Source organism: Streptomyces sp. NPDC058653 (genome assembly GCF_042716895.1).
Taxonomy (GTDB): Bacteria; Actinomycetota; Actinomycetes; order Streptomycetales; family Streptomycetaceae; genus Streptomyces.
On record NZ_JBHXRM010000045.1, the window covers coordinates 13927 to 35982 of the forward strand.

19 protein-coding genes are annotated in these 22056 nt (G+C 71.9%); 15 read left to right on the plus strand and 4 right to left on the minus strand.

Translation table 11 applies throughout. The features are described from left to right. Positions 1-125: 125 nt before the first annotated feature. Positions 126-914 (minus strand): N-acetylmuramoyl-L-alanine amidase, encoded by a 789-nt coding sequence (locus ACFWU9_RS29770; RefSeq protein WP_384323886.1) that lies wholly within the window; start codon positions 912-914, stop codon positions 126-128. 60 nt (positions 915-974) lie between these two features. On the opposite strand from ACFWU9_RS29770, the gene mnmA reads away from it, so the two are divergent. The 3 genes from mnmA to ACFWU9_RS29785 all read left to right on the plus strand — a co-directional run bounded on the left by mnmA (position 975) and on the right by ACFWU9_RS29785 (position 5904). Beyond that, positions 975-2105: a tRNA 2-thiouridine(34) synthase MnmA gene (mnmA, locus tag ACFWU9_RS29775; protein ID WP_384323888.1), complete on the plus strand. Its 1131-nt coding sequence runs from the start codon at positions 975-977 to the stop codon at positions 2103-2105. 235 nt (positions 2106-2340) lie between these two features. Beyond that, the gene (locus ACFWU9_RS29780) at positions 2341-4884 is read left to right on the plus strand and encodes a beta-galactosidase (RefSeq protein WP_384323890.1); all 2544 of its coding nucleotides are present in this window, start codon (positions 2341-2343) and stop codon (positions 4882-4884) included. A gap of 96 nt (positions 4885-4980) precedes the next feature. Continuing rightward, positions 4981-5904, plus strand: coding sequence for an acetamidase/formamidase family protein (locus ACFWU9_RS29785; protein ID WP_384323892.1), 924 nt, complete (start codon positions 4981-4983; stop codon positions 5902-5904). A gap of 108 nt (positions 5905-6012) precedes the next feature. Here the strand turns inward: ACFWU9_RS29785 and ACFWU9_RS29790 are convergent, their stop codons facing one another. Together ACFWU9_RS29790 and ACFWU9_RS29795 are read right to left on the minus strand one after the other, a co-directional pair. Beyond that, positions 6013-6798: an alpha/beta fold hydrolase gene (locus tag ACFWU9_RS29790; protein ID WP_384323966.1), complete on the minus strand. Its 786-nt coding sequence runs from the start codon at positions 6796-6798 to the stop codon at positions 6013-6015. 111 nt (positions 6799-6909) lie between these two features. Next, a complete protein-coding gene (locus tag ACFWU9_RS29795) occupies positions 6910-7239 on the minus strand; it encodes a DUF427 domain-containing protein (protein ID WP_384323894.1) in 330 nt (109 codons plus the stop codon). A gap of 114 nt (positions 7240-7353) precedes the next feature. Between ACFWU9_RS29795 and ACFWU9_RS29800 the strand changes: the two genes are divergently transcribed. The 12 genes from ACFWU9_RS29800 (at position 7354) to ACFWU9_RS29855 (ending at position 21321) form a co-directional block, all read left to right on the plus strand. Beyond that, complete coding sequence (locus ACFWU9_RS29800; RefSeq protein ID WP_384323896.1) at positions 7354-7893, plus strand: TIGR00730 family Rossman fold protein; 540 nt, start codon at positions 7354-7356, stop codon at positions 7891-7893. Between the two features lie 85 nt (positions 7894-7978). Beyond that, the gene (locus ACFWU9_RS29805) at positions 7979-8668 is read left to right on the plus strand and encodes an SDR family oxidoreductase (protein ID WP_384323898.1); all 690 of its coding nucleotides are present in this window, start codon (positions 7979-7981) and stop codon (positions 8666-8668) included. Beyond that, on the plus strand, positions 8665-9747 hold the full coding sequence (locus ACFWU9_RS29810; RefSeq protein ID WP_384323900.1) for a methionine synthase: 1083 nt from the start codon (positions 8665-8667) through the stop codon (positions 9745-9747). Before ACFWU9_RS29805 ends, ACFWU9_RS29810 begins: the two co-directional genes overlap by 4 nt. 68 nt (positions 9748-9815) lie before the next feature. Further along, positions 9816-12080, plus strand: a complete 2265-nt coding sequence (gene ligA / locus ACFWU9_RS29815; RefSeq protein WP_384323901.1) for an NAD-dependent DNA ligase LigA — start codon at positions 9816-9818, stop codon at positions 12078-12080. Between the two features lie 234 nt (positions 12081-12314). After that, complete coding sequence (locus ACFWU9_RS29820) at positions 12315-14441, plus strand: putative bifunctional diguanylate cyclase/phosphodiesterase (RefSeq protein WP_384323903.1); 2127 nt, start codon at positions 12315-12317, stop codon at positions 14439-14441. Between the two features lie 127 nt (positions 14442-14568). Continuing rightward, positions 14569-14865: an Asp-tRNA(Asn)/Glu-tRNA(Gln) amidotransferase subunit GatC gene (gatC, locus tag ACFWU9_RS29825; RefSeq protein WP_362776649.1), complete on the plus strand. Its 297-nt coding sequence runs from the start codon at positions 14569-14571 to the stop codon at positions 14863-14865. Positions 14866-14870: 5 nt separating this feature from the next. Beyond that, entirely contained in the window at positions 14871-16376 is a 1506-nt protein-coding gene (gatA, locus tag ACFWU9_RS29830; RefSeq protein ID WP_384323905.1) for an Asp-tRNA(Asn)/Glu-tRNA(Gln) amidotransferase subunit GatA, read from the plus strand. Next, positions 16373-16615: a hypothetical protein gene (locus ACFWU9_RS29835; protein ID WP_384323907.1), complete on the plus strand. Its 243-nt coding sequence runs from the start codon at positions 16373-16375 to the stop codon at positions 16613-16615. Before gatA ends, ACFWU9_RS29835 begins: the two co-directional genes overlap by 4 nt. 25 nt (positions 16616-16640) lie before the next feature. After that, positions 16641-18158, plus strand: a complete 1518-nt coding sequence (gene gatB, locus ACFWU9_RS29840) for an Asp-tRNA(Asn)/Glu-tRNA(Gln) amidotransferase subunit GatB (protein ID WP_384323909.1) — start codon at positions 16641-16643, stop codon at positions 18156-18158. Positions 18159-19044: 886 nt separating this feature from the next. Then, positions 19045-20292, plus strand: coding sequence for an arsenic transporter (locus ACFWU9_RS29845; protein WP_384323911.1), 1248 nt, complete (start codon positions 19045-19047; stop codon positions 20290-20292). A 5-nt stretch (positions 20293-20297) separates the two neighbouring features. Beyond that, entirely contained in the window at positions 20298-20753 is a 456-nt protein-coding gene (locus tag ACFWU9_RS29850; RefSeq protein ID WP_384323968.1) for a universal stress protein, read from the plus strand. Between the two features lie 55 nt (positions 20754-20808). Further along, positions 20809-21321, plus strand: coding sequence for a tetratricopeptide repeat protein (locus ACFWU9_RS29855; RefSeq protein ID WP_384323913.1), 513 nt, complete (start codon positions 20809-20811; stop codon positions 21319-21321). A 16-nt stretch (positions 21322-21337) separates the two neighbouring features. Here ACFWU9_RS29855 and ACFWU9_RS29860 read toward each other — a convergent pair whose 3' ends face one another. Continuing rightward, complete coding sequence (locus tag ACFWU9_RS29860; RefSeq protein WP_384323915.1) at positions 21338-21955, minus strand: NAD(P)-dependent oxidoreductase; 618 nt, start codon at positions 21953-21955, stop codon at positions 21338-21340. Positions 21956-22056: the final 101 nt, after the last annotated feature.

Below are 22056 nucleotides of genomic sequence, written 5' to 3' on the forward strand. Positions count from 1 at the left end.
AACCCGCACGCGAACCCGCCGCAGGCGACCCCGCGGGCACCCGGCAACCACCGGGACCACCCCCAGCCCGGCCGGCGTTTGAGGCCGACCCCAGCCAGGCACAGGCCCGCACGCGCCGACACGCCTCAGCTCGGCCCCTCCGTCGGCGCCGCCTCCGCCCGCGCCGCCTCCGCCCGCACCAGCTTCATGTACCGGTCCCAGTCCCAGTGCGGCCCCGGGTCCGTGTGGTCCGTTCCCGGTACCTCCACGTGCCCGATGATGTGCTCCCGGTCGACCGGCATCCCGTACCGCGCACAGATCCCCGCCGTCAGCTTCGCCGACGCCGCGTACATCGCGTCCGTGAAGTCCTCCGGCCGGTCCACGAACCCCTCGTGCTCGATGCCTATGCCGCGTTCGTTGTACGAGCGGTTCCCCGCCTGGTACGCCACGTCCAGCTCGCGGATCATCTGCGCGACATGCCCGTCCTTGCGCACCACGTAGTGCGTGGCCGCCTGGTGCGCCGGGTCCTTGAAGACCTTGAGCGCCGTCCGGTAGCTGCCCTGCACCACGTGGATGATCACCCGGTCCACCGTGTAGTCGTCGGGCCGGTCCGCCCGGCGCCAGTTCGCCGAGGACGCCGCCACCCACTCCGCGCCCGCGTGATCGAGCTCACCCGGCTTCCGCGGCTTCTCCACCCCCGGCACCCGGTACCAGAGCCGCGTCGCCTGATCCTGGCCCGCCACGACCGCGACCGCCCCGCCGCCCACCAGCACGGCGGCGCCGCCCAGCAGCAGCGTGCGCCGACCGACCGTCGGCCGCCCGCTCCCTCGTCCCCCGCCGTCCGTCCGCCCCTCGCCGACCGGGCTCCCGCCCTCGTCCGAGCCGCCCGCACCCGGAGTCCCGCCGTTCACGGCGCCCCGCCTTCTGTTGCCCATGGACCGACAACGGATACTCGCGCGACTCTGGTTCCCCGGCACCCTTACGCTGGTGTGGCTATGACTCAGACACCCCAGCGCCCTCTCCGTGTGCTCGCCGCCATGTCCGGCGGCGTGGACTCCGCCGTCGCCGCCGCCCGCGCCGTGGAAGCCGGTCACGACGTCACCGGTGTCCATCTCGCGCTCTCCGCGAACCCGCAGTCGTTCCGTACGGGCGCGCGGGGCTGTTGCACCATCGAGGACTCCCGTGACGCGCGGCGGGCCGCCGACGTCATCGGTATCCCCTTCTACGTATGGGACCTCGCCGAGCGCTTCCGTGAGGATGTCGTCGAGGACTTCATCGCCGAGTACGAGGCCGGGCGCACCCCGAACCCGTGTCTGCGCTGCAACGAGAAGATCAAGTTCGCGGCGCTGCTCGACAAGGCGCTCGCGCTCGGCTTCGACGCCGTCTGCACCGGCCACTACGCGACGGTCGTCACCGCCCCCGACGGCACCCGTGAGCTGCACCGGGCGAGTGACATGGCCAAGGACCAGTCGTACGTGCTCGGTGTGCTGGACGAGCGCCAGCTCGCGCACGCCATGTTCCCGCTCGGGGACACCCTCACCACGAAGGAAGAGATCCGCGCGGAGGCCGAGCGCCGCGATCTGGCCGTCGCGAAGAAGCCCGACAGCCATGACATCTGCTTCATCGCCGACGGCGACACCCAAGGCTTCCTCGCCGGCCGTCTCGGCAGGGCCGAGGGGGACATCGTGGACGAGTCGGGGGCCAAGGTCGGTACGCACGACGGCGCGCACGGGTTCACCATCGGCCAGCGCAAGGGCCTGCGCATCGGCCACCCGGCGCCGGACGGCAAGCCGCGGTACGTGCTGGACATCTCGCCCGTGGACAACCGCGTGACGGTCGGTCCCGCCGCCGCCCTCGACGTCACCGCCCTGACGGCGATCAAGCCCCGCTGGTGCGGCGGTACGGCCCCGGCCGGCCCCGGCGCCTACACGGCCCAGCTGCGCGCCCACGGCGACGAGACCCCTGTCACGGCCGAACTGGTCGACGGCACCCTGCGCGTCGACTTCGCGGAGGCCGTACGGGGCGTGGCCCCGGGCCAGGCGATCGTGCTCTACGACGGCACGCGCGTGGTCGGCTCGGCCACGATCGCGACGACGGTACGGCGCACGGGAGCCCTGACCGCCTGACCCGCCGGCCCGCAATTCGCTGATCCGCCGACCCGCCGGTCGTACCCACCGGCCGGTCGGCGGAGCTGTTTCCGTCGGCCGCCTCCCGTTACCCAAGCGTGATCAGACGGGCCCTTGTGGCTCGTGGGGCACTGCCCCAGGGTGCATGTATGCGCATACAGGCAGCGCATACATTGCTGCCGCCCGCTCCGTCGAGCCGCCCCCGTTCTGCTCTCCCCCGAGGAAGTGCGACGCCATGACGCATGCCGCCCCCGCCCCACGCCGCCGCACCGTCCTGGGCGGAGCCGCCCTCGGTACGCTCGCCACCGTCGGCCTGTCCGCCCCGGAGGCCGGGGCGACCCCGGCCGGCCCCGTCGCGCCCGGCGACACCACCCCGGCCGGCTCCGTCTCGTACCGGAACAAGCAGATCCTCATCGGCGGGGAGCCCGTGCTCGTACTCGCCGGGGAGATCCACTACTTCCGGCTCAAGAGGGCGGACTGGCAGTCCAGGCTCGACCGCGCCAAGGCCGCCGGCCTCAACACCATCGCCTCGTACATCCCTTGGATGTGGCACGAGTTGCCCGACGGCACGATCGACGTCACCGGCCGTACCCGCCCCGAGCGCGACCTCGGCGCCTTCATCGACCTCTGCCACCGCAACGGCTTCCTCTTCATCGCCCGGCCCGGCCCCTTCACCATGGCCGAGCTGAAGGGCGAGGGCGTCCCCGAGCGCGTCCGCGAGGACCACCCCGAGATCGTCTCCACCGGCTGGAACGACGCTCCCGCCACCACCCCCACCGTCGACTACCTCGCGCCCGCCTTCCTCAAGGAGACGCGCCACTGGTACGCGGCGGTGATGCCGGTCCTCGCCGAGCGCCTGCACGGCAAGGGCGGGCCCGTCATCTCCGTACAGCTCGACAACGAGATCGGCATGCTGGCCTGGGTCAGCAACTCGCCCGACCTCACCGACCATGTGACCGCCGACTTCGACGGCTGGCTCCGCAAGGAGTACGGGGACGCGCTCGGCGACCGCTACCCCTTCGCGAGCGAGGACCTCGCCGGGCGGCGCAAGGCGATCCGGCACCCGAAGGACGCGTACGGCGCCGCGCTGATGCACGATCTGGGCCGCTTCATGCGGGGCCGCTTCGCGCGGTACGTCGCCGAACTACGCGCGGCGGCCGAGGAGTACGGCGTCACCGGCGTCCCGTTCCTGATCAACATCCACGGCACGTCGGACAGCCGCGCCGAACCGTTCCCCATCGGCATCAGCCAGCTCATGGAGACCTACGCGGGGATCGGCGGCACGATCTCCGGCGCCGACTTCTACCTCGGCGATCTGACCCTGCGCAACGTCACCGACCTCTACCTCGTCAACGCCTTCATGGACGCCGTCAACGACAAGGACCAGCCCGTCACGGCGCTGGAGTTCGACGCGGGGCACGCCGACTACGGGCAGAACATGGACAGCCAGACCAGCCCGTCCGGTGTCGATCTGAAGACCCGTCTCTGTGTCGCGCAGGGCGCGAAAATGCTCAACTACTACCTGTTCGCGGGCGGGTTCAACCCGAAGCTCGACAAGCCGACGGGCGACGGGAACGACCGGATCGGCATCACCGGCGAGCGCCACGGCTTCGCCGCGCCCGTCGACCCCGAGGGCCGGCCGGGGGTCAGCTACGCGTCGACTCGCGAGACGGTACGCGCGATGGGCGGGCTCGCCGACGTCCTCGCGCCGATGCGTCCGACGTACGACGAGGTGGCGCTCGGTTTCGTACCGGATCACTATCTGACCGAGTACCACCCGCCGGAGCTGGCCTCCGTACAGAGGGTGCTGGACGAGGCGGTGAACACCCGCGGCGCCGGCCCGCGCGGTTCCCTGGCCCGCGCGATGCTGCTCGGCGGCTTCCGCTACCCGAGCGTCAACCTCCAGGCGGGCGATCCGGACCCGGAGGCCGTACCGGTGATCGCGCTGGCCACCGGCGAGCATCTGGGGGCCGAGCTCCAGCGGCGCCTGGTCCGCTACACGGAGGCCGGCGGAAAGCTGCTCCTGTCGGGGCGGCTGCCGGTCAAGGACATGGCCGACAAGCGCTGCACCGTGCTCGCGGACGCGCTGGGCCTGAAGGCCGGCTCCACGCTCACCGACGCGAACCGCTTCTGGCTGTCGGTCACCGCCCACGACTGGGCGGCGCCGCTTCCTGAAGTACGCCTGTCACGCGCCCAGTTGTGCGAGCCCACCCGGGGCAGGACGGTGCTGCGCGAACTGTCCACCGGCAAGGGCTGTGGCTTCGACATCCCCCTCGGGCGCGGGCGGGCCGTGGTGATCACCACGGACTACCAGTGCGACCTGGCCTTCTGGGGACGCGCGTTCCACGCCCTGGACGCCGCCCCCGCGATCCGGCACAGCGCGACCGACCCGGGGGTCTTCCTGCTGACGACGGCGGACGGCGAGCGCGGCCGGCTGCTGCACGCCTTCAACGTCTCCTCGGGCTACGACCAGGACTTCACCGTCACCGAGAGGGGCAAGCCCCTCTTCGGCGGCGAGAAACTGCGCCTGCCGGGCCGGACGGCGGCGATCCTGCCACTCGGACTGGACGCGGGCGGCCTGCGCGTCGCGTACGCGACGGCGGAGCTCACCGGCGCCGCCGACGGCCGGGCGACCTTCCGGGCACTCGGGGCGCCCGGCGGCGAGTCGGTCGTCGCGGTCGAGGGCACGGCGCGGTGCGAGGGCGCCCGTGTCTCGACCGAGGGCGGCAGGACGGTACTGCGCGTACGCCGGGACGAGTTCACCGTGCACCGCGGCTGAGGCACCGCGCGCGGCCCGGGACACCGCCCCGTGCCGCGCGAGCGGCCTCTGTGCGAGGCTGGGACGGACCCGCGCCGACCGAAGGGACCTCCCACCGTGGCCGAGCACCTCCTGGACTCCGTGCCCGGCACGGTGAGCAATGTCTTCTCGCGCGAGCTGCCCCCGGTGCTCACGGTCGACCCCGGCGACACCCTCACCGTCCACACGCTCGACTGCTCGGGCCATCTGGAGCGCCGCCGTACGGCGGACGAGTCCGTGCCGCGCATGTTCGGCGAGCAGCGCGGCCACTGCCTGGTCGGACCCATCGCGGTGCGTGGCGCGGAGCCCGGCATGGCTCTCGCCGTACGGCTGGAGTCCCTGCGCCCCGACGCGTGGGGCTTCACCGCGGCGGCGTCGTCCGACACCCCGCTCAACCGCCGGCTCGGCGTGACCGGCGAGGACGCCGAGTGGCTCACGTGGGACCTCGACGCCGACAAGGGAACCGGGACCGACCAGTACGGTCACACCATCTCCCTCGCGCCCTTCCTCGGCGTCGTCGGCACACCCCCGGACGAACCGGGCGAGCACTCCACGACGCCGCCCCGCACCCTCGGCGGCGGCAACATCGACTGCCGCGAACTGGTCGCCGGATCCACCCTGTTCCTCCCCGTCACCGTGCCGGGCGCGCTGCTCAGCATCGGCGACGGCCATGCCGCGCAGGGTGACGGCGAGGTCTCCGGCACGGCGGTCGAGTGCGGCATGACCACCCGGCTCACCGTCGACCTCCTGCCGTCCCCGCCGCTCCCCACGCCCCACGCGGTCACCCCGGCGGGCCGGATCACCTTCGGCTTCGACGCCGACCTCAACGAGGCCTCGGCGCGGGCTCTCGACGCGATGCTGACATGGATGACGGCGCTGTACGGGGTCAAGCGGTCGACGGCGCTCGCGCTGGCGAGTACGACGGTCGATCTGCGGGTGACGCAGGTGGCCAACCAGGTGTGGGGAGTGCACGCGCTGCTGCCGGACGACGCGATCCGCTGAACCCCACGCGGCCGTGTCTGCGACGGGCCTGGGCGGCGAGCATGGCGCCCGTCACCATGCGTATCGGCTCCGGGTCCGCCGCCTCTGCTCCTACCTCAGCCGCCGGCCTCACGCCGCCGCCGCGAAATACTCTTCGAGGACCGGCGCCAGCACATGCGGCGCCACCTCGTGGACCTGGCCCGTCAGGGTGCGGTGCCGCCCGCGCGGCAGCGCCCGGGCCACCGCCCGCGCCGCCACCCGCGTCGGCGGCGGGCTCGCGCCCCCGTCGACGACCATCACCCGCGCCGTGACCCGTGCGAGCCGTTCCGTGGGCACCGGCCCGGGGCCCACCACCGCGTCGTCGTACGCCAGGGTGTGAGCCAGCGCCGTCATGCCCCGCCACATCTCCGCGCGGCGCATCACCGCCACCACGTCGGGCGGCACACCGACCACCGACAGGAACAACTCCACCGCCTCGTCCCGCCGCCCCCGCGCCAGCAGGCCGCCCAGCCGTGCCGTGTAGGCCGATTTGTCGGTGCTGTCGGCCGCGCCCGTGTCGTACGGAGGCTCGTACACGGCGAGTTGGGTGATCGGCAGCCCCGACGCGGCGGCCTCCAGCGCCAGCGCGGCGCCCGACGACATCCCGTACACCGACGCGTCGCCGCCCGCCTCCGTAAGGAGGGCGGCGATGTCCTCGACCTCGCGCTCCACCGAGTACGGCGCCGTGTCGCCACTGCCGCCGCGCCCCCGCCGGTCGTACGTGATCACACTGAAGCGCGGTGCGAGGAGCGCCGCCAGCGGCGCCTCCGCGGCCGCCGTGCTGAACGCCCCTCCCACCACGATCACCGGAGGCCCGTCGCCGCCCGTCCGCCGGTATGCGATGAGGGTGCCGTCACCCGACTTCGCCTTGCCCACTTGGTCCATACGAGGGGAGACCGGAGCGCTCACCGGAACTCATCGCCGGTGAGCGGAAATCGGGGAAACTTTTTTCTCCGGGCCCTCCGCCGGCCCGCCCGGAGCCGTGACTCAGTCCGCGACGACCTCGGTCTCGTAGAAGCAGAAGTGGCCCTTGATCCGGGCGACTTCGTCCTTCGGCTCGGGATACGCCCACACGAGGTCGGGCGCGTCCGGCAGTGACCAGTAGGAGGCGTCGCCCTTGAACGGGCAGTGCGTGGAGGTGTCCGAAGGCGTCAGCAGCTCCGTGCGTACGTCCTCCGGCGGCAGGTAGTAACGGACGGGCAGTCCGGTCTCGTGCAGCAGCAACGGGCGGTGGCTGTCCGCGACGACCTGTCCGTCGCGTACGACCCGGACGTGCTCGGTGCCCTGCTCGACAGTGATGGTGTGGCCCTTGGCCATGGCGATCCGCTCCTTCGGTGAACTCGGTCCCGCTGCTCGTGCTGGTGCCTTCTACCGTCAGCAACGGCCGGGCACGCCCTCTTCCCAAGGAGGTCACCCGGTTACCGTGAGGTCATGAGAATCTGTGTCTTCCTCTCCGCCGCCGACCTGGACGAGCGCTACACCCGCCCCGCCCGCGAATTCGCCGAACTCCTCGGCAAGGGCGGTCACACGCTCGTCTGGGGCGGGTCCGACGTGGGCCTGATGAAGGTCGTCGCCGACGGGGTGGAGCAGGCTGGCGGGCGTCTCGTGGGCGTCTCCGTCGGTTTCCTGGGCGCCTCCGTGCGGGCGCGGGCGGACGAGATGGTGATCGCCGAGGACCTCGCCGAGCGCAAGAGGCTGCTACTCGCCAAGTCCGACGCTGTCGTGATCATGGTCGGCGGTACGGGCACGCTGGACGAGGCGACCGAGATCCTGGAGCTGAAGAAGCACGGCCTGCACGACAAGCCCGTGGTGCTGCTCAACACGGCGGGCTTCTACGACGGGCTCAAGGAGCAGTTCCTGAGGATGGACAGCGAGGGCTTCCTCCCGGTGCCCCTCACCGACCTGGTCTTCTTCGCGGAGGAGGCGGTGGGCGCGCTCGCCTATCTGGAGGAGTCGGCCGGGATGCCCTGACCCCGGCACGGGGTGCCGGCGGGTGCCGGGCGGGGCCTCGGCAGGGCCGTACGGGCGCGCCGTGGGGTGATGCGAACATGACCCCATGGCTACCCATCTGATCACCGGCGCCGGCTCGGGCATCGGCGCCGCCGTCGCGCGCCGGCTCCATGAGCGCGGCGACGACCTGCTGCTCTTCGCCCGCGACGCCGGCCGCGCCAAGGAACTCGCCGGTGACTTCCCCGGCGCCCGTACGCTCGTCGGCGATCTCGCGACCCCCGACAGGCTCTCCTGGGCGCTGTCCCACCAGACGCTCCCCGACCGGCTGGACTCGCTCCTGCACTTCGCGGGCGTCGTCGACCTCGGCCCGGTCGCCGAGCTGACCACCAAGCTGTGGACCGGTCAGCTGAACGTGAACCTGGTCGCGCCGGCCGAGCTGACCCGTCTCTTCCTGCCCCAACTGCGCGCCGCCAAGGGCCAGGTGATCTTCGTCAACTCGGGAGCCGGTCTGAACGCCCACGCCATGTGGGGCGCGTACGCCGCCTCCAAGCACGGCCTCAAGGCGCTCGCCGACGCCCTCCGTCAGGAGGAGAGGCCGCACGGCGTACGGGTCACCTCGGTCTATCCCGGCCGTACGGCCACACCCATGCAGGTCAAGGTGCACCGGCAGGAGGGCAAGGAGTACGACGCCCCCCGCTGGATCGACCCCGAGTCGGTCGCGACGACGATCCTCACCGCCCTCGATCTGCCGCGCGACGCGGAGATCAACGACCTGACGGTGCGGCCGGGACGATGAACGACACCGACCACCGGTCCGACCACGGCTTCGACAACCGGTCCGGACCGGGCCGTGGGACGGACGAGACCGCGAGCGACGCCCCGGCGAAGCCCCTGTGGGGCGCCGCCACCGGCGTCGGGTCCATGCCGGGCGACGACGCCCGCGAGACGGCCAAGGCCGTCACCGGCACCTTCGAGGACTTCCCGCACCTCGCCGAACTGCCCGCGCGCGGCCCCGGCGCCGACATGATCGGCCGGACCGTCGGCCTCCTCGTCGAGGTCTTCGCCCGCGTGGAGCCCAGCGGCTGGCGCATCGGCGACCGCCCCGGCCGCGACACCCGGCGGTCCTGGTCCTGGCTCGGCGAGGATCTCGACGCGCTGGAGGAGTTCACCCAGGGGTACGAGGGCCCGCTCAAGATCCAGGTCGTCGGCCCGTGGACGCTCGCCGCGGCTCTGGAGCTGCGCAACGGCGAGTCCGCGCTCAGCGATCCCGGGGCCTGCCGCGATCTCACCGGGTCCCTGGTGGAAGGGCTGACGGCGCATCTCGCCGACGTACGGCGCAGGGTGCCCGGCGCCCGCCCGGTGCTCCAGCTCGACGAGCCGTCCCTCACCGCCGTCCTGCGCGGACAGATCAGGACGGCCAGCGGCTACCGCACCCACCGGGCGGTCGACCGGCAGGTCGTCGAGGACGCGCTGCGCCAGGTGATGCGGGCCAACGAGGGACCCGCCCTCGTGCACTCCTGCGCCGCCGACGTGCCCTTCGCGCTGCTGCGACGTGCGGAGGCCGCGGCCGTGTCGTTCGACTTCTCGCTGCTCACCGAGCGTGACGACGACGTCATCGGCGAGGCGGTGGAGGACGGCGTGAGACTGCTCGCCGGGGTGGTGCCCGGCACGGACGCCTCATTGTCGGACCCTGGAGGTAGCGTCATGGGTATCAGAACGCTGTGGCGCAGGCTGGGGCTGGATCCGGGGATTCTGGCGGAGTCCGTGGTGATCACTCCGGCGTGCGGGCTTGCGGGTGCTTCGCCCGCGTATGCCCGTGCCGCCATGGAGCACTGTGTCAGGGCCGCGCGATCCCTCGCGGACAACCCTGAGTGACATTGGCGGGACTTGGCTCGCGCTGATCGCGGCAATCGCGGTACGCGGTGGAACGGGAGGACGAAACGGTGGCTGGCGAACAGCAGACGGCAGTGCCCGCGGACGCGCGGGAGCGGCACGCGCACCTCGCCGAGCAGGTCGAGGAGCACCGGTTCCGCTATTACGTGAAGGACCAGCCGGTCGTCAGCGACGGCGAGTTCGACACGTTGCTGCGCGACCTGGAGGCGCTGGAGGAGCGGTATCCCGAGCTGCGCACGCCCGACTCGCCGACCCAGAAGGTCGCGGGGGCGTACGAGACGGAGTTCACCGCGGTCGAGCACCGCGAGCGCATGCTCTCGCTGGACAACGCGTTCGACGACGAGGAGCTGGCCGCCTGGGCGGAGCGGGTCGCCCGGGACGTCGGGGCCCCGGGCTACCACCTGCTGTGCGAGCTGAAGGTGGACGGACTGGCCGTCAATCTCACCTACGAGCAGGGCAGACTCACCCGCGCCGCGACCCGCGGCGACGGCCGCACCGGCGAGGACATCACGCCCAACGTCCGTACGATCGCGGAGATCCCGCACCGGCTGAAGGGCGACCGGGTCCCCGAGCTGGTCGAGATCCGCGGCGAGGTCTACTTCCCGATGGAGGCCTTCCAGGAGCTCAACGCCCGGCTGGTCGAGGCCGGCGACAAGCCGTTCGCCAACCCGCGCAACGCTGCGGCGGGTTCGCTGCGCCAGAAGGACCCCCGGATCACGGCCTCCCGGCCGCTGCACATGGTCGTGCACGGCATCGGCGCCCGGCAGGGCTTCGACATTGACCGCCTCTCGCACGCGTACGGGCTGCTGGAGGAGTGGGGCCTGCCGACGGCCCGGCACAACAGGGTCGTCGACGACCTCGCCGGAGTACGGGAGTTCATCACCTACTTCGGTGACAACCGGCACTCCGTGGAGCACGAGATCGACGGCGTGGTCGTCAAGCTGGACGAGATCGCCCTCCAGGGGAGACTCGGCTCCACCTCCCGCGCCCCGCGCTGGGCGATCGCCTGGAAGTACGCGCCGGAGGAGGTCAACACCAAGCTGGTGAACATCCGCGTCGGTGTCGGGCGTACGGGGCGGGTCACCCCGTACGCGCAGGTCGAGCCGGTCCTGGTCGCGGGCTCCGAGGTCGAGTTCGCCACCCTCCACAACCAGGAGGTGGTGAAGGCCAAGGGCGTCCTCATCGGTGACACGGTCGTGCTGCGCAAGGCGGGCGACGTCATCCCGGAGATCCTCGGCCCGGTCGTGGACCTGCGGGACGGCAGCGAGCGCGAGTTCGAGATGCCGGCGGTGTGCCCGGAGTGCGGTACGGGCCTCCAGGCCATGAAGGAGGGCGACATCGACCTCCGCTGCCCCAACGCCCGTTCCTGCCCCGCTCAGTTGCGGGAGCGGCTGTTCTATCTCGCCGGCCGCAACTGTCTGGACATCGAGAACTTCGGCTATGTGACGGCCGCCGCGCTGACCGGCCCGCTGGAGCCCTCGACACCGCCGGTGCTCAACGAGGGCGACCTCTTCTCCCTCACCATCGACCAACTGCTGCCCATCACCGCGTACGTGCTCGACAAGGACACCGGTCTGCCCAAGCGCGACCCGGAGACCGGCGAGGAGAAGATCGCCACCCCCTTCACCAACAAGGAGGGCGGTCCCCGCAAGAACGCGGTGGCGATGCTGGCGCACATCGAGGAGGCCAAACAGCGCCCGCTGGCCCGCTTCCTCACCGGGCTCTCCATCCGGCACGTGGGACCGGTCGCCTCGGTCGCTCTGGCCAGGGAGTTCCGGTCCCTGGACCGTATCGAGCAGGCCGCGGAGGAGGAGCTGGCCGCCGTCGAGGGTGTCGGTCCGATCATCGCCGCCTCGCTCAAGGAATGGTTCACGGTCGACTGGCACCAAGAGATCCTGCGCAAGTGGCGCGAGGCCGGGGTCCGGACGGAGGACGAGGGCTCCGACGAGGACCAGGGGCCGCGCCCGCTGGCGGGCCTCACCGTCGTCGTAACGGGCACGCTCGAAAATCACACCAGGGATGGCGCGAAAGAGGCGCTCCAGACGCTCGGAGCGAAGGTCACGGGCGCCGTGTCGAAGAAGACGGCCTTCGTGGTGGTCGGTGAGAACCCCGGTTCGAAGTTCGACAAGGCGATGCAGCTGAAGGTGCCGGTGCTCGACGAGGCGGGATTCGCCGTTCTGCTCTCCGAAGGCCCCGACGCGGCGCGGGAGGCCGCCGTACAGGCACCTGAGCCCGCGGAGGAAGCTCGGGCGGAATCGGCCAAGGACGCCCCCGAGACGGCTGACGGAGCGTCCGCGAAGGGTCGGAAGGAGTGACCGAACGGGCACAACGCGCCCTTGTAGGTCACCCGTTCGGCGCATACCAGATGGATACGGAAGGGCGGGTTGCATTCGGGCAACAGCGGTAGAGCGCTGCCCGCCGACGCCGTTCGCGGCCTACTGTTGAGGGGTACGCCTGTCGTGCACGGCTGCGTGTGGGAAATCAGTCGTGGTGGCATGACAACGTGCCATCGCGTGGTAACGGCACTGCCGGCTGTGAGAGGGACGGGAATGAAACCGACCGAGAGCGCCGCCCCGGTCTCACGCCCGCGCGCATTCGCGGGAGTTGGAGGCACGTCGGCAGCAGTGGCCCTCGTCGTGGTGGGACTCGCCGCCTTCGTGCTGGCCCTCGGCATCGTCCTGCAGGTCCGGAACGGCCGGGCGCTCTTCCCGGACGGCACCACCGGCTGGTCGCTCGCCATCCTCACCGGCATCGTCGTCGGCCATCTCGTCGCGCTCGGCCGCGACCGCTGGTGGGGCGGCACCGGCTCCGGCGCCGCCCTCACCCTCGCGGTCCTCCTTCTGTACGGCTGGGTGGCCGCCGGCCTCGTCAGCCTCGCCGTCGTGGTACTGGTCGGCATCGCGCGCCGGCACCGCTGGCGCCAGGGCGCGCTGCACGGCGCCGTGGACATCCTCGGCATCGGCGCGGCGGCGCTGGTCCTGCTCGCCTTCGGCGACGTACCGACCGTCGCGAAGCCCTGGCAGCCCCTCCACTGGGGGATCGGCACCGTCCCGGAGATCGTGCTGGCGGCGGGGGCGTATCTGGTGGTGACCCGGCTGCTCCTGTGGTATTCGCTGACCCCGCAGGGCAGCGGCCTGCCGACCGTCGCCCGTACGGCCCTGCTGCGGCAGAGCCTGCTCGCCGTCGCGCTGCTCGGAATCACCCCCCTGATCTGCGTCGTCGCCGTCTCCAGACCCGTGGTGCTGCCCCTGTTCGCCGTCCCGCTGATCGCCCTCGACTCCACGCTCTGGATCGCCAGGGCACGGGCCGAGGAGCAGCTGCGCGACCCGCTGACCGGGCTGCCCAACCGGCAGTGGCTCCTGGAGCGGACCTGGACGGCGCTGGAGGAGGCCAAGACCCTCGGCGCGCGCTCCGCGCTGGTGCTGATCGACCTCGACCGGTTCCGGTCGGTCAACGACACACTCGGTCATCTCGCGGGCGACAGACTCCTGTTGCAGATAGCGGAGCGGCTCAAGCTGGCCCTGCCGCGCGGAGCGGAGGCCGCGCGGCTCGGCGGTGACGAGTTCGCCGTACTGCTGCCGCTGGTCGACTCCACGACCAGCGCGCAGCGCGTCGCCCGCCATCTCGCGGCCGAACTGTCCTCGCCGCTCGACCTGGACGGTCTGACGCTCGTCCTGGAGGCCAGCGCCGGCGTCGCCGTCTACCCCGAGCACGCGGTCGACGCCGAAGGGCTGCTCCAGCGGGCCGACGTCGCGATGTACCAGGCCAAGCGGGACCGCACGGGCGTGGAGGTGTACGAGTCCAAGCGGGACTCCAACACCCCCGACCGCCTCGGCCTGTTGGGCGATCTGCGGCGCGCGCTCGACGCGGGCGACGTGGAGCTGCACTACCAGCCCAAGGTCCGCTTCGACGGTCAGGTCGTCGGTCTGGAGGCGCTCGTACGGTGGGTGCATCCCGACCGGGGGAGAGTGCCCCCGGACGAGTTCATCGCGATCGCCGAGTCCTCGGGCCTGATGCCCTATCTCACCGAGTACGTACTGGAATCGGCCCTCGCCCAGGTCGCCCGCTGGCGCGCCCAGGGCCTGTTCGTGCCGGTCGCCGTCAACGTCTCGCCGCGCGACGTCCACACCCCCGGCTTCGCCGGCGCGGTCGCCGCCCGGCTCGCCCGGCACGGTGTCCCGGCCGGCGCGCTCCAGCTGGAGATAACCGAGCACGTCCTGCTGGAGGACCCGCAGCGGGCCGCCGACACCCTGGCGGGCCTGACGGGCCACGGCGTGAAGATGTCCCTCGACGACTTCGGCACGGGCTACTCGTCGCTGGTGCATCTGCGCCGTCTCCCGGTGAGTGAACTGAAGATCGACCGTTCGTTCGTGGCCCGCCTCGCGATCGACAACGAGGACGCGGAGATCGTCCGCTGCACGATCGACCTGGCGCACTCGCTGGGCCTGGTGGTCGTCGCCGAGGGCGTCGAGGACGACGAGACCTGGGAGCGCCTGCGCGACCTGGGCTGCGACGCCGTCCAGGGCTGGCTCGTGGCCGCCGCGATGCCCCCGCACGAGGCGACGTCCTGGCTGCTGGCCCGCGGTGAGACCGGCTGGCACCGCCCGCCGCCCGCACCCGCCCTGGAGCCGCCGCGCACCGACGCGTCGGACCCCTCCAGCCGCGTCGTCCAGTAACAGAGCGCCGCGAGAGCCCCGCAGGCGACCGGGACGGAAGCCCGCGACGGGAAACCGTTTCGTTGGCACGGTGTCGTGCCCCATAGGATTGGGCCAAAATCCCGACACTCACCCAGAGGATCGCTGCATGCCTGGCATCACGCGCGAGGAGGTCGCCCACCTCGCACGGCTGGCGCGTCTGGAGCTGAAGGACGAAGAGCTCGATCACTTCGCCGGTCAGCTCGACGACATCATCGGCGCGGTCGCCCGCGTATCCGAGGTCGCCGACCAAGACGTTCCGCCGACCTCCCACCCGCTGCCGCTGACCAACGTCATGCGCGCGGACGAGGTACGCCCGTCGCTCACCCCCGAGCAGGCGCTCTCCGGCGCCCCGGCCCAGGAGCAGCGGCGTTTCAAGGTGCCGCAGATCCTGGGGGAGGACTAACAGCCATGACGGACATCAAGACCGACATCATCCGGCTCACGGCCGCCGAGATCGCCGGGAGGATCGCCTCCGGCGAACTGACCGCCGTCGAGGTCACCGAGGCCCACCTCGCCCGTATCGAGGCCGTCGACGAGAAGGTCCACGCCTTCCTGCACGTCGACCGCGAGGGCGCCCTCGCGCAGGCCCGCGCCGTCGACGAACAGAGGGCCAGGGGCGAGAAGCTCGGCCCGCTCGCCGGCGTCCCCCTCGCGCTCAAGGACATCTTCACCACCGAGGGCATCCCGACCACCGTCGGCTCCAAGATCCTCGAAGGCTGGATCCCGCCGTACGACGCGACGGTCACCCGGCGCCTCAAGGAGGCCGGTGTCGTCATCCTCGGCAAGACCAACATGGACGAGTTCGCCATGGGGTCGTCGACGGAGAACAGCGCCTACGGCACCACGGGCAACCCCTGGGACCTCACCCGTATCCCCGGCGGCTCGGGCGGCGGCTCGTCGGCCTCCCTGGCCGCGTACGAGGCACCGCTGGCCATCGGCACGGACACCGGCGGCTCGATCCGCCAGCCCGCGTCCGTCACCGGCACGGTCGGCGTCAAGCCCACCTACGGCGGCGTCTCCCGCTACGGCATGGTCGCCTTCTCGTCCTCGCTCGACCAGGGCGGCCCCTGCGCCCGTACGGTCCTGGACGCGGCCCTCCTCCACGAGGTCATCGGCGGCCACGACCCGCTCGACTCGACCTCCATCGACGCCCCGGTCCCGCCGGTGGTCGAGGCCGCCCGCAACGGCAGCGTCGACGGGATGCGCGTCGGCGTCGTCCGGCAGTTCTCCGGCGAGCACTACCAGGCCGGCGTCATGCAGCGGTTCTCCGAGGCCGTCGACCTCCTCAAGGAGCTCGGCGCGGAGGTGGTCGAGCTGGACTGCCCGTCCTTCGACCTCGGCCTCTCGGCGTACTACCTGATCGCGCCTTCCGAGTGCTCCTCCAACCTCGCGCGCTTCGACGCCATGCGCTACGGCCTGCGGGTCGGGGACGACGGCACCCGTTCGGCCGAGGACGTCACCGCCCTCACCAGGGAGGCGGGCTTCGGCGACGAGGTCAAGCGGCGCATCATGCTCGGCACGTACGCGCTCAGCTCCGGCTACTACGACGCCTACTACGGCTCGGCGCAGAAGGTCCGCACCCTGATCGTCCGGGACTTCGAGAAGGCCTTCGAGCAGGTGGACGTGATCGTCTCGCCCACCACGCCGACCACCGCCTTCCCGATCGGTGAACGCGCCGACGACCCCATGGCGATGTACCTTTCCGATCTGTGCACCATCCCGACCAACCTGGCCGGAAACGCCGCCATGTCGCTGCCCTGCGGACTGGCGCCGGAGGACGGTCTCCCGGTCGGACTGCAGATCATCGCTCCAGCGATGAAGGACGACCGTCTCTACCGGGTAGGCGCCGCGGTCGAGGCGGCGTTCGTGGAACGCTGGGGACACCCGCTGTTGGAGGAGGCACCGTCGCTATGAGCGCAATGACCAAGAAGGCCAAGAACTTCAAGAAGTCCAAGTCCGGCGTGTACCTGTCGATCGGCACGACCGCTTTCGGAGCGATCAGCGTCGCCAAGCAGGCCAAGCTGGCCCGCCAGGACAACGACACGCTGCGGCTGATCGACGCCGCCGTCTCCGCCGCCGCCATCGTCACCGGCCTCGCCCTGCTCTACCGCGAGCTGAAGCGGCTGGGCGACGACGACGTCCTGCTGGGCTGAGCCCGCAGAGAGGGAAAGTTTCACCGTGACCGTCACTGAACACGTGTCGCTCGTCCCGTACGACGACGCTCTCGCGACGTACGACCCCGTCATGGGCCTGGAGGTCCATGTCGAGCTCGGCACCCGTACGAAGATGTTCTGCGGCTGCTCCACCGAGCTCGGCGCCGCTCCCAACTCGCAGACGTGCCCCACCTGTCTCGGCATGCCGGGGGCGCTTCCGGTCGTCAACGCGATCGGCGTCGAGTCCGCCGTCAAGATCGGTCTCGCGCTGAACTGCGAGATCGCGGAGTGGTGCCGGTTCGCCCGGAAGAACTACTTCTACCCGGACATGCCGAAGAACTTCCAGACCTCGCAGTACGACGAGCCGATCGCCTACAACGGCTATCTGGACGTCCAGCTGGACGACGGCGAGATCTTCCGTGTGGAGATCGAGCGCGCCCACATGGAGGAGGACACCGGCAAGTCGCTGCACGTCGGCGGCGCCACCGGCCGTATCCACGGCGCGTCCCACTCCCTGCTGGACTACAACCGCGCCGGCATCCCGCTCATCGAGATCGTCACCAAGCCGATCGAGGGCGCCGGGGCGCGTGCGCCGGAGGTCGCGAAGGCGTACGTCGCGGAGCTGCGCGAGCTGATCAAGGCGCTGGACGTCTCCGAGGCCCGGATGGAGCAGGGCCAGATGCGCTGCGACGTCAACCTGTCGCTGCGGCCGCACGGCCGGACCAAGTTCGGCACTCGCTCGGAGACGAAGAACGTCAACTCGCTCCGCAGCGTGGAGCGGGCCGCGCGCTATGAGATCCAGCGGCATGCCGCGGTTCTCGACAGCGGCGGGACGATCATCCAGGAGACCCGTCACTTCCACGAGGAGGACGGTTCCACGACGCCCGGCCGGGTGAAGGAGGAGGCGGAGGACTACCGCTACTTCCCCGAGCCGGACCTCGTCCCGATCGCGCCCCCGCGCGAGTGGGTGGAGGAGCTGCGGGGCGGGCTGCCGGAGCTGCCCCGGCTGCGCCGCAACCGGCTGCGCGAGGAGTGGGGCGTCTCGGAGCACGACATGCAGTCGATGCTCAACGCGGGCGCGGTCGACCTGATCACCGCCACGATCGAGGCGGGCGCCCCGGCCGACCAGGCGCGCAAGTGGTGGATGGGCGAGCTGGCGCGCAGCGCGAACGAGACGTCCACGGACCTCGCGGCGCTCCCGATCGTCCCGGCGCAGGTGGCCAGGGTGGCCGAGCTGGTGGCCTCGGGCGATCTGAACGACAAGCTGGCCCGGCAGGTCCTGGAAGGCGTCCTCGCGGGCGAGGGCGACCCGGACACCGTCGTCGAGAAGCGCGGTCTGAAGGTCGTCTCCGACGAGGGCGCGCTCGGTACAGCGGTGGACGAGGCGATCGCGGCGAACCCGGCGATCGCGGACAAGATCCGCTCGGGCAAGATCGCGGCGGCGGGCGCACTGGTGGGAGCGGTCATGAAGGCCACCCGCGGCCAGGCGGACGCGGCACGGGTCCGCGAACTGATCCTGGAACGCCTGGGCGCGGAGGGCTGAGACGGGGGCCGACCCTGGCGGGCTCGGCCCCGTAACAGCCGGATGCCGACGGGCACCGGGAGCGGATGCCGGTCCCGCCGGCCCCGGGCCGGGGCACCGTTCCGACGCTACGAACGGGCGGTCGCGGGGACGGGGCCGCCGGTGGTGTCGGGGTCGTTCGATGGTGCCGTGCGCCGCAGGCGTGGCCCGGAGGGCGGCGCCCGGCCCCACTCACTTGCCGTCGTAGAGGCGGGCTTACTCTCCTTCGTCCGGCGCGCCGGCCCCGGGCACCGCCTCGGTGTCACGAACGGGCCGTCGCGGCGGCGGGACCAGCAGTGGTGTCGGGGTCGTTCGATGGCGGCGTGCGCCGTGGGCGTGGCCCGGGGGGCGGTGCCCGGCCCCGCCAGGGGCGTCGGGGGAGTCCGCCGGCGCCCCGTCCCCGGGTCGGGGCAGTATCTCGGTGTCACGAACGGGCGGTCGCGGGTGGGACCACCTGTGGTGTCGGGGTCGTTCGATGGTGCCGCGCACCGTGGGCCTGGTCCGGAGGGCGGTGCTCGGTCCCGGTCCGGCTCACTCTTGTCGTCGTGGAGACGGGTCCACCGGTCACGGTGGTCCAGTGCCTCTCGTTCGGCGCGCCGGCCGTCACGATGGCGGGGCGCCGTAGTCGTGTCGGCGTGGTTCGATAGCGCCGGGCGACGGGGCGTGGTCCACGGCCCGGCCCCCCCCGCAGAGACCCCGTCCGGCCCGCACACCCCTCGTCGAGCACGTCGCCGACGGCCCGGCAGTGGCGTTCCAGGGGGTGTCGTCGGGGACACCGGCGCCGGGACCGTAAGTTGGGGCGGCGTCGCGCGCAGCGCTTCGCGTCGTACGAACGATCCGTCCGCCCACCAGCCCCCAGGCGCCGCCCGTGAACAGCCTCGTCGCCGAGATCGTGTCCGTCGGGTTGCTCCTCGGCGTACTCGCCTTCGCCGTCGTGCGACCCAGAGGTCTGCCCGAAGCCGTCGTGGCCGTCCCCGCCGCCGGTCTCGTCGTCCTACTCGGCGCCGTCTCTCCCGCCGACGCGTGGGACCAGACGCACAGCCTGCTGCCCGTCGTCGGGTTCCTCGCCGCGATTCTCGTACTGGCCCAACTCTGCGACGACGACGGCCTGTTCCAAGCGGCCGGCGACCTCGTCGCCCGTCTCTGCGGCGGCCGTCCGCGCCGGCTGCTCGGCGGCGTGTTCGGCGTCGCCGCCGTCACCACCGCCGTACTCAGCCTCGACGCGACGGTCGTCCTCCTCACACCCGTCGTCTTCGTCACCGCGAGCCGCGTCGGGGCCCATCCCCGCCCGCACGTCTACGCCTGCACCCACCTCGCGAACTCCGCGTCACTCCTGCTCCCCGTCTCCAACCTCACCAACCTCCTCGCGTTCACCGCCAGCGGTCTCTCCTTCACCCGGTTCGCCATGCTCATGGCCCTCCCCTGGCTGGCCGCGATCGCCGTCGAGTACGTCGTCCTGCGCCGCTTCTTCGCCACCGACCTCGCCGCGGGGGCGCACCCTCCCAAGGAGGTCGAGTCGCGCGCCGTACCGACCTTCACCCTCGTCGTCCTCGGCCTGACACTCGTGGCGTTCGCCGTCACCTCCCTCCTCGGCATCGAACCGCTGTGGGCGGCCTTCGCCGGTACGGCGGTGCTCGCCGCCCGCGCGCTGCGCCGACGGCGTACCACCCCGCTCGCGCTCCTCCGCGCCGCGTCGCCGCTGTTCTGCCTCTTCGTGCTCGCGCTCGGCATCGTCGTCAAGGCCGTCCTGGACAACGGGCTCGACACCGGGATCAGCCGGATCCTCCCGGGCGGTGAATCCCTCACCACCCTCCTCGCCATCGCCGGCGTCGCCGCCCTCCTGGCCAATGTGATCAACAACCTGCCCGCGATCCTCGCCCTGCTGCCCGTCGTCGCGCCCGCGGGCCCCGGCCCCGTGCTCGCCGCGCTCATCGGGGTGAATCTGGGGCCCAACCTCACCTACGTGGGTTCCCTCGCCACCCTGCTCTGGCGCCGTGTCCTGCACGAACACGACGCGGCGCCCTCCCTGGGGCAGTTCACCCGGCTCGGTCTGCTCACCGTGCCCGCGACGCTGATCGCTTCGACCGTTGCCCTGTGGGGCACCCTCCAGTTGTGACCGACGTGAAGACAACCGCCCTCGTCTGGATCAGTCCCTCCACCTGGCCCGCCTGCGTCGACGCCGCCCGTGACCGGGCCCCCGACGACCATGTCGTCCTGCTGCACGTCGGCGACGACGAGATCGTCGAAGAGGCGCACCGCGCGTACGCGGGGCTGCTCGGCCGTGGCCACGGACCCGAGCGCGACCCCGGCACCCGGCTGGAGGCACTGGCCGGAGTCGCGGGCGCCGACCTCCTCGAGAAGGCCGCGCACCGCCTCGGCCGCCCCTGCGAACTGCTCGACCGGCACGGCCGTCCCCAGGAGGAGGTCGTCCGCGCGGCGGCCGACGTCGACCTGCTGATCTGCGCGCGCGACGGCGACCGCGACCGGCCGGGCCCGCACAGCCTCGGCCCGGAGTCCCGTTTCGTGGTCGACCACGCGCCGTGCCCCGTCCTGCTGGTGTGGCCCTACCCGAGCTGACCGCCGCCGGGGCCTGGGGAGCCGTGGGCGTCCCCGCCGGTGCGACAATCCCCGCATGACGACGAAGAGCAGGGACGAGCTTCTGGCGGAAGGCGTCGACCTGCGCGCACGGGGGGAAGCGGAACAGGCCAGGGACCGGCTGGTGGCCCTCGCCGACCGGCACCCGGACGACGCCGAGGTCGCCTATCAGACCGCCTGGACCCACGACGTCCTCGGCCTGGAGGCCGAGGCCGTCGCGTACTACGAACGCGCCCTGGCCGGCGCCGACCTCTCGGCCGGCGACCGCCTCGGCGCGCTCGTGGGCCTCGGCAGCACCTTCCGGATCCTCGGCCGGTACGAGGAGGCGGTCCGGACGCTGCGGGGCGGGCTGGCGGAGTTCCCCGGCGACGGCGCCCTGCGGACCTTCCTCGCCATGGCGCTCTTCAACACCGGCGAGCACGACGAGGCGACGCGGATCCTGCTGGAACTGCTCGCCACGACCAGCGAGGACCCGGGGGTGCGGACGTACCGAAAGGCGATCGCCCACTACGCCCAGGACCTGCGCGAGATCGTGCCGCAGGAGAGCTGATCGCCCCCCGGAGCGGCTACGGGTAGAGATCCCGCCCGTACGTGGCCGGGTCGTCCAGCGCGTCCAGCAGCAGGTCCGCGAGGTCGGCGTAGGTCGTACGGGGCGCGAGCCCCCGATAGGGCGTGAAGGCGCGCGGACGGTTTCCGCGCGCCGGCCCGTGGTGCAGCACCCCGGACCGTACGACGGTCCAGTCCAGGCCGCTGGTGAGGATCACCGCGTCCTGGGCCTCCCTCTCCCGCAGGAGGGGCCGCGCCGTGGCGCGGTAGAGGGCGGCGATGGTACGGCCCGAGAGACCGCGTACATGGGGCCCGTATCCGGCCTCCGAGACGACGATCAGCCGCCGTACGGCCAGCTTCCGCATCGCCTCCACGATCAGTTCGGTGCCCCGCGAGTAAAGGGGCGTCGTCCGGTTGCCCTTGAGACCGAAGGCGATCACCGCGGCGTCGGCGCCGGTGAGGGCGTCGGCCACCGCGCTCTCGTCGAAGGGGCTGCCGGTCACCACCCGGTCGACGGGGGCGGGGCCGAGCCGGGCCGGTTCCCGCACCTGTGCGGTGGTGCGGTGTCCGGCGCGTGCGGCGGCGGTGAGAAAGGCTTGTCCGGTACGCCCTGTGGCGCCGAACACGGAGACATTCATGGGCAGGTTGTCCCTGTCGTCTTCATGGGTTCGTTCATCGTCGGTCGAAGCTGTCCGGGGACCGCGGGACCAGGAGGAAAGGTGGCGGTCGCCGAACCCGT

Excerpts from the sequence above, each read along its gene's own strand:
- gatA (WP_384323905.1), top strand. The coding sequence starts at position 14,871 with ATGACGGACATCAAGACCGACATCATCCGGCTCACGGCCGCCGAGATC.
- ACFWU9_RS29800 (WP_384323896.1), top strand. The coding sequence starts at position 7,354 with ATGAGAATCTGTGTCTTCCTCTCCGCCGCCGACCTGGACGAGCGCTAC.
- gatC (WP_362776649.1), top strand. The coding sequence starts at position 14,569 with ATGCCTGGCATCACGCGCGAGGAGGTCGCCCACCTCGCACGGCTGGCG.
- ACFWU9_RS29860 (WP_384323915.1), bottom strand. The coding sequence starts at position 21,955 with ATGAATGTCTCCGTGTTCGGCGCCACAGGGCGTACCGGACAAGCCTTT.
- ACFWU9_RS29835 (WP_384323907.1), top strand. The coding sequence starts at position 16,373 with ATGAGCGCAATGACCAAGAAGGCCAAGAACTTCAAGAAGTCCAAGTCC.
- mnmA (WP_384323888.1), top strand. The coding sequence starts at position 975 with ATGACTCAGACACCCCAGCGCCCTCTCCGTGTGCTCGCCGCCATGTCC.
- ACFWU9_RS29805 (WP_384323898.1), top strand. The coding sequence starts at position 7,979 with ATGGCTACCCATCTGATCACCGGCGCCGGCTCGGGCATCGGCGCCGCC.
- ACFWU9_RS29855 (WP_384323913.1), top strand. The coding sequence starts at position 20,809 with ATGACGACGAAGAGCAGGGACGAGCTTCTGGCGGAAGGCGTCGACCTG.
- ACFWU9_RS29820 (WP_384323903.1), top strand. The coding sequence starts at position 12,315 with ATGAAACCGACCGAGAGCGCCGCCCCGGTCTCACGCCCGCGCGCATTC.
- ACFWU9_RS29780 (WP_384323890.1), top strand. The coding sequence starts at position 2,341 with ATGACGCATGCCGCCCCCGCCCCACGCCGCCGCACCGTCCTGGGCGGA.
- ACFWU9_RS29810 (WP_384323900.1), top strand. The coding sequence starts at position 8,665 with ATGAACGACACCGACCACCGGTCCGACCACGGCTTCGACAACCGGTCC.
- ACFWU9_RS29795 (WP_384323894.1), bottom strand. The coding sequence starts at position 7,239 with ATGGCCAAGGGCCACACCATCACTGTCGAGCAGGGCACCGAGCACGTC.
- ACFWU9_RS29770 (WP_384323886.1), bottom strand. The coding sequence starts at position 914 with ATGGGCAACAGAAGGCGGGGCGCCGTGAACGGCGGGACTCCGGGTGCG.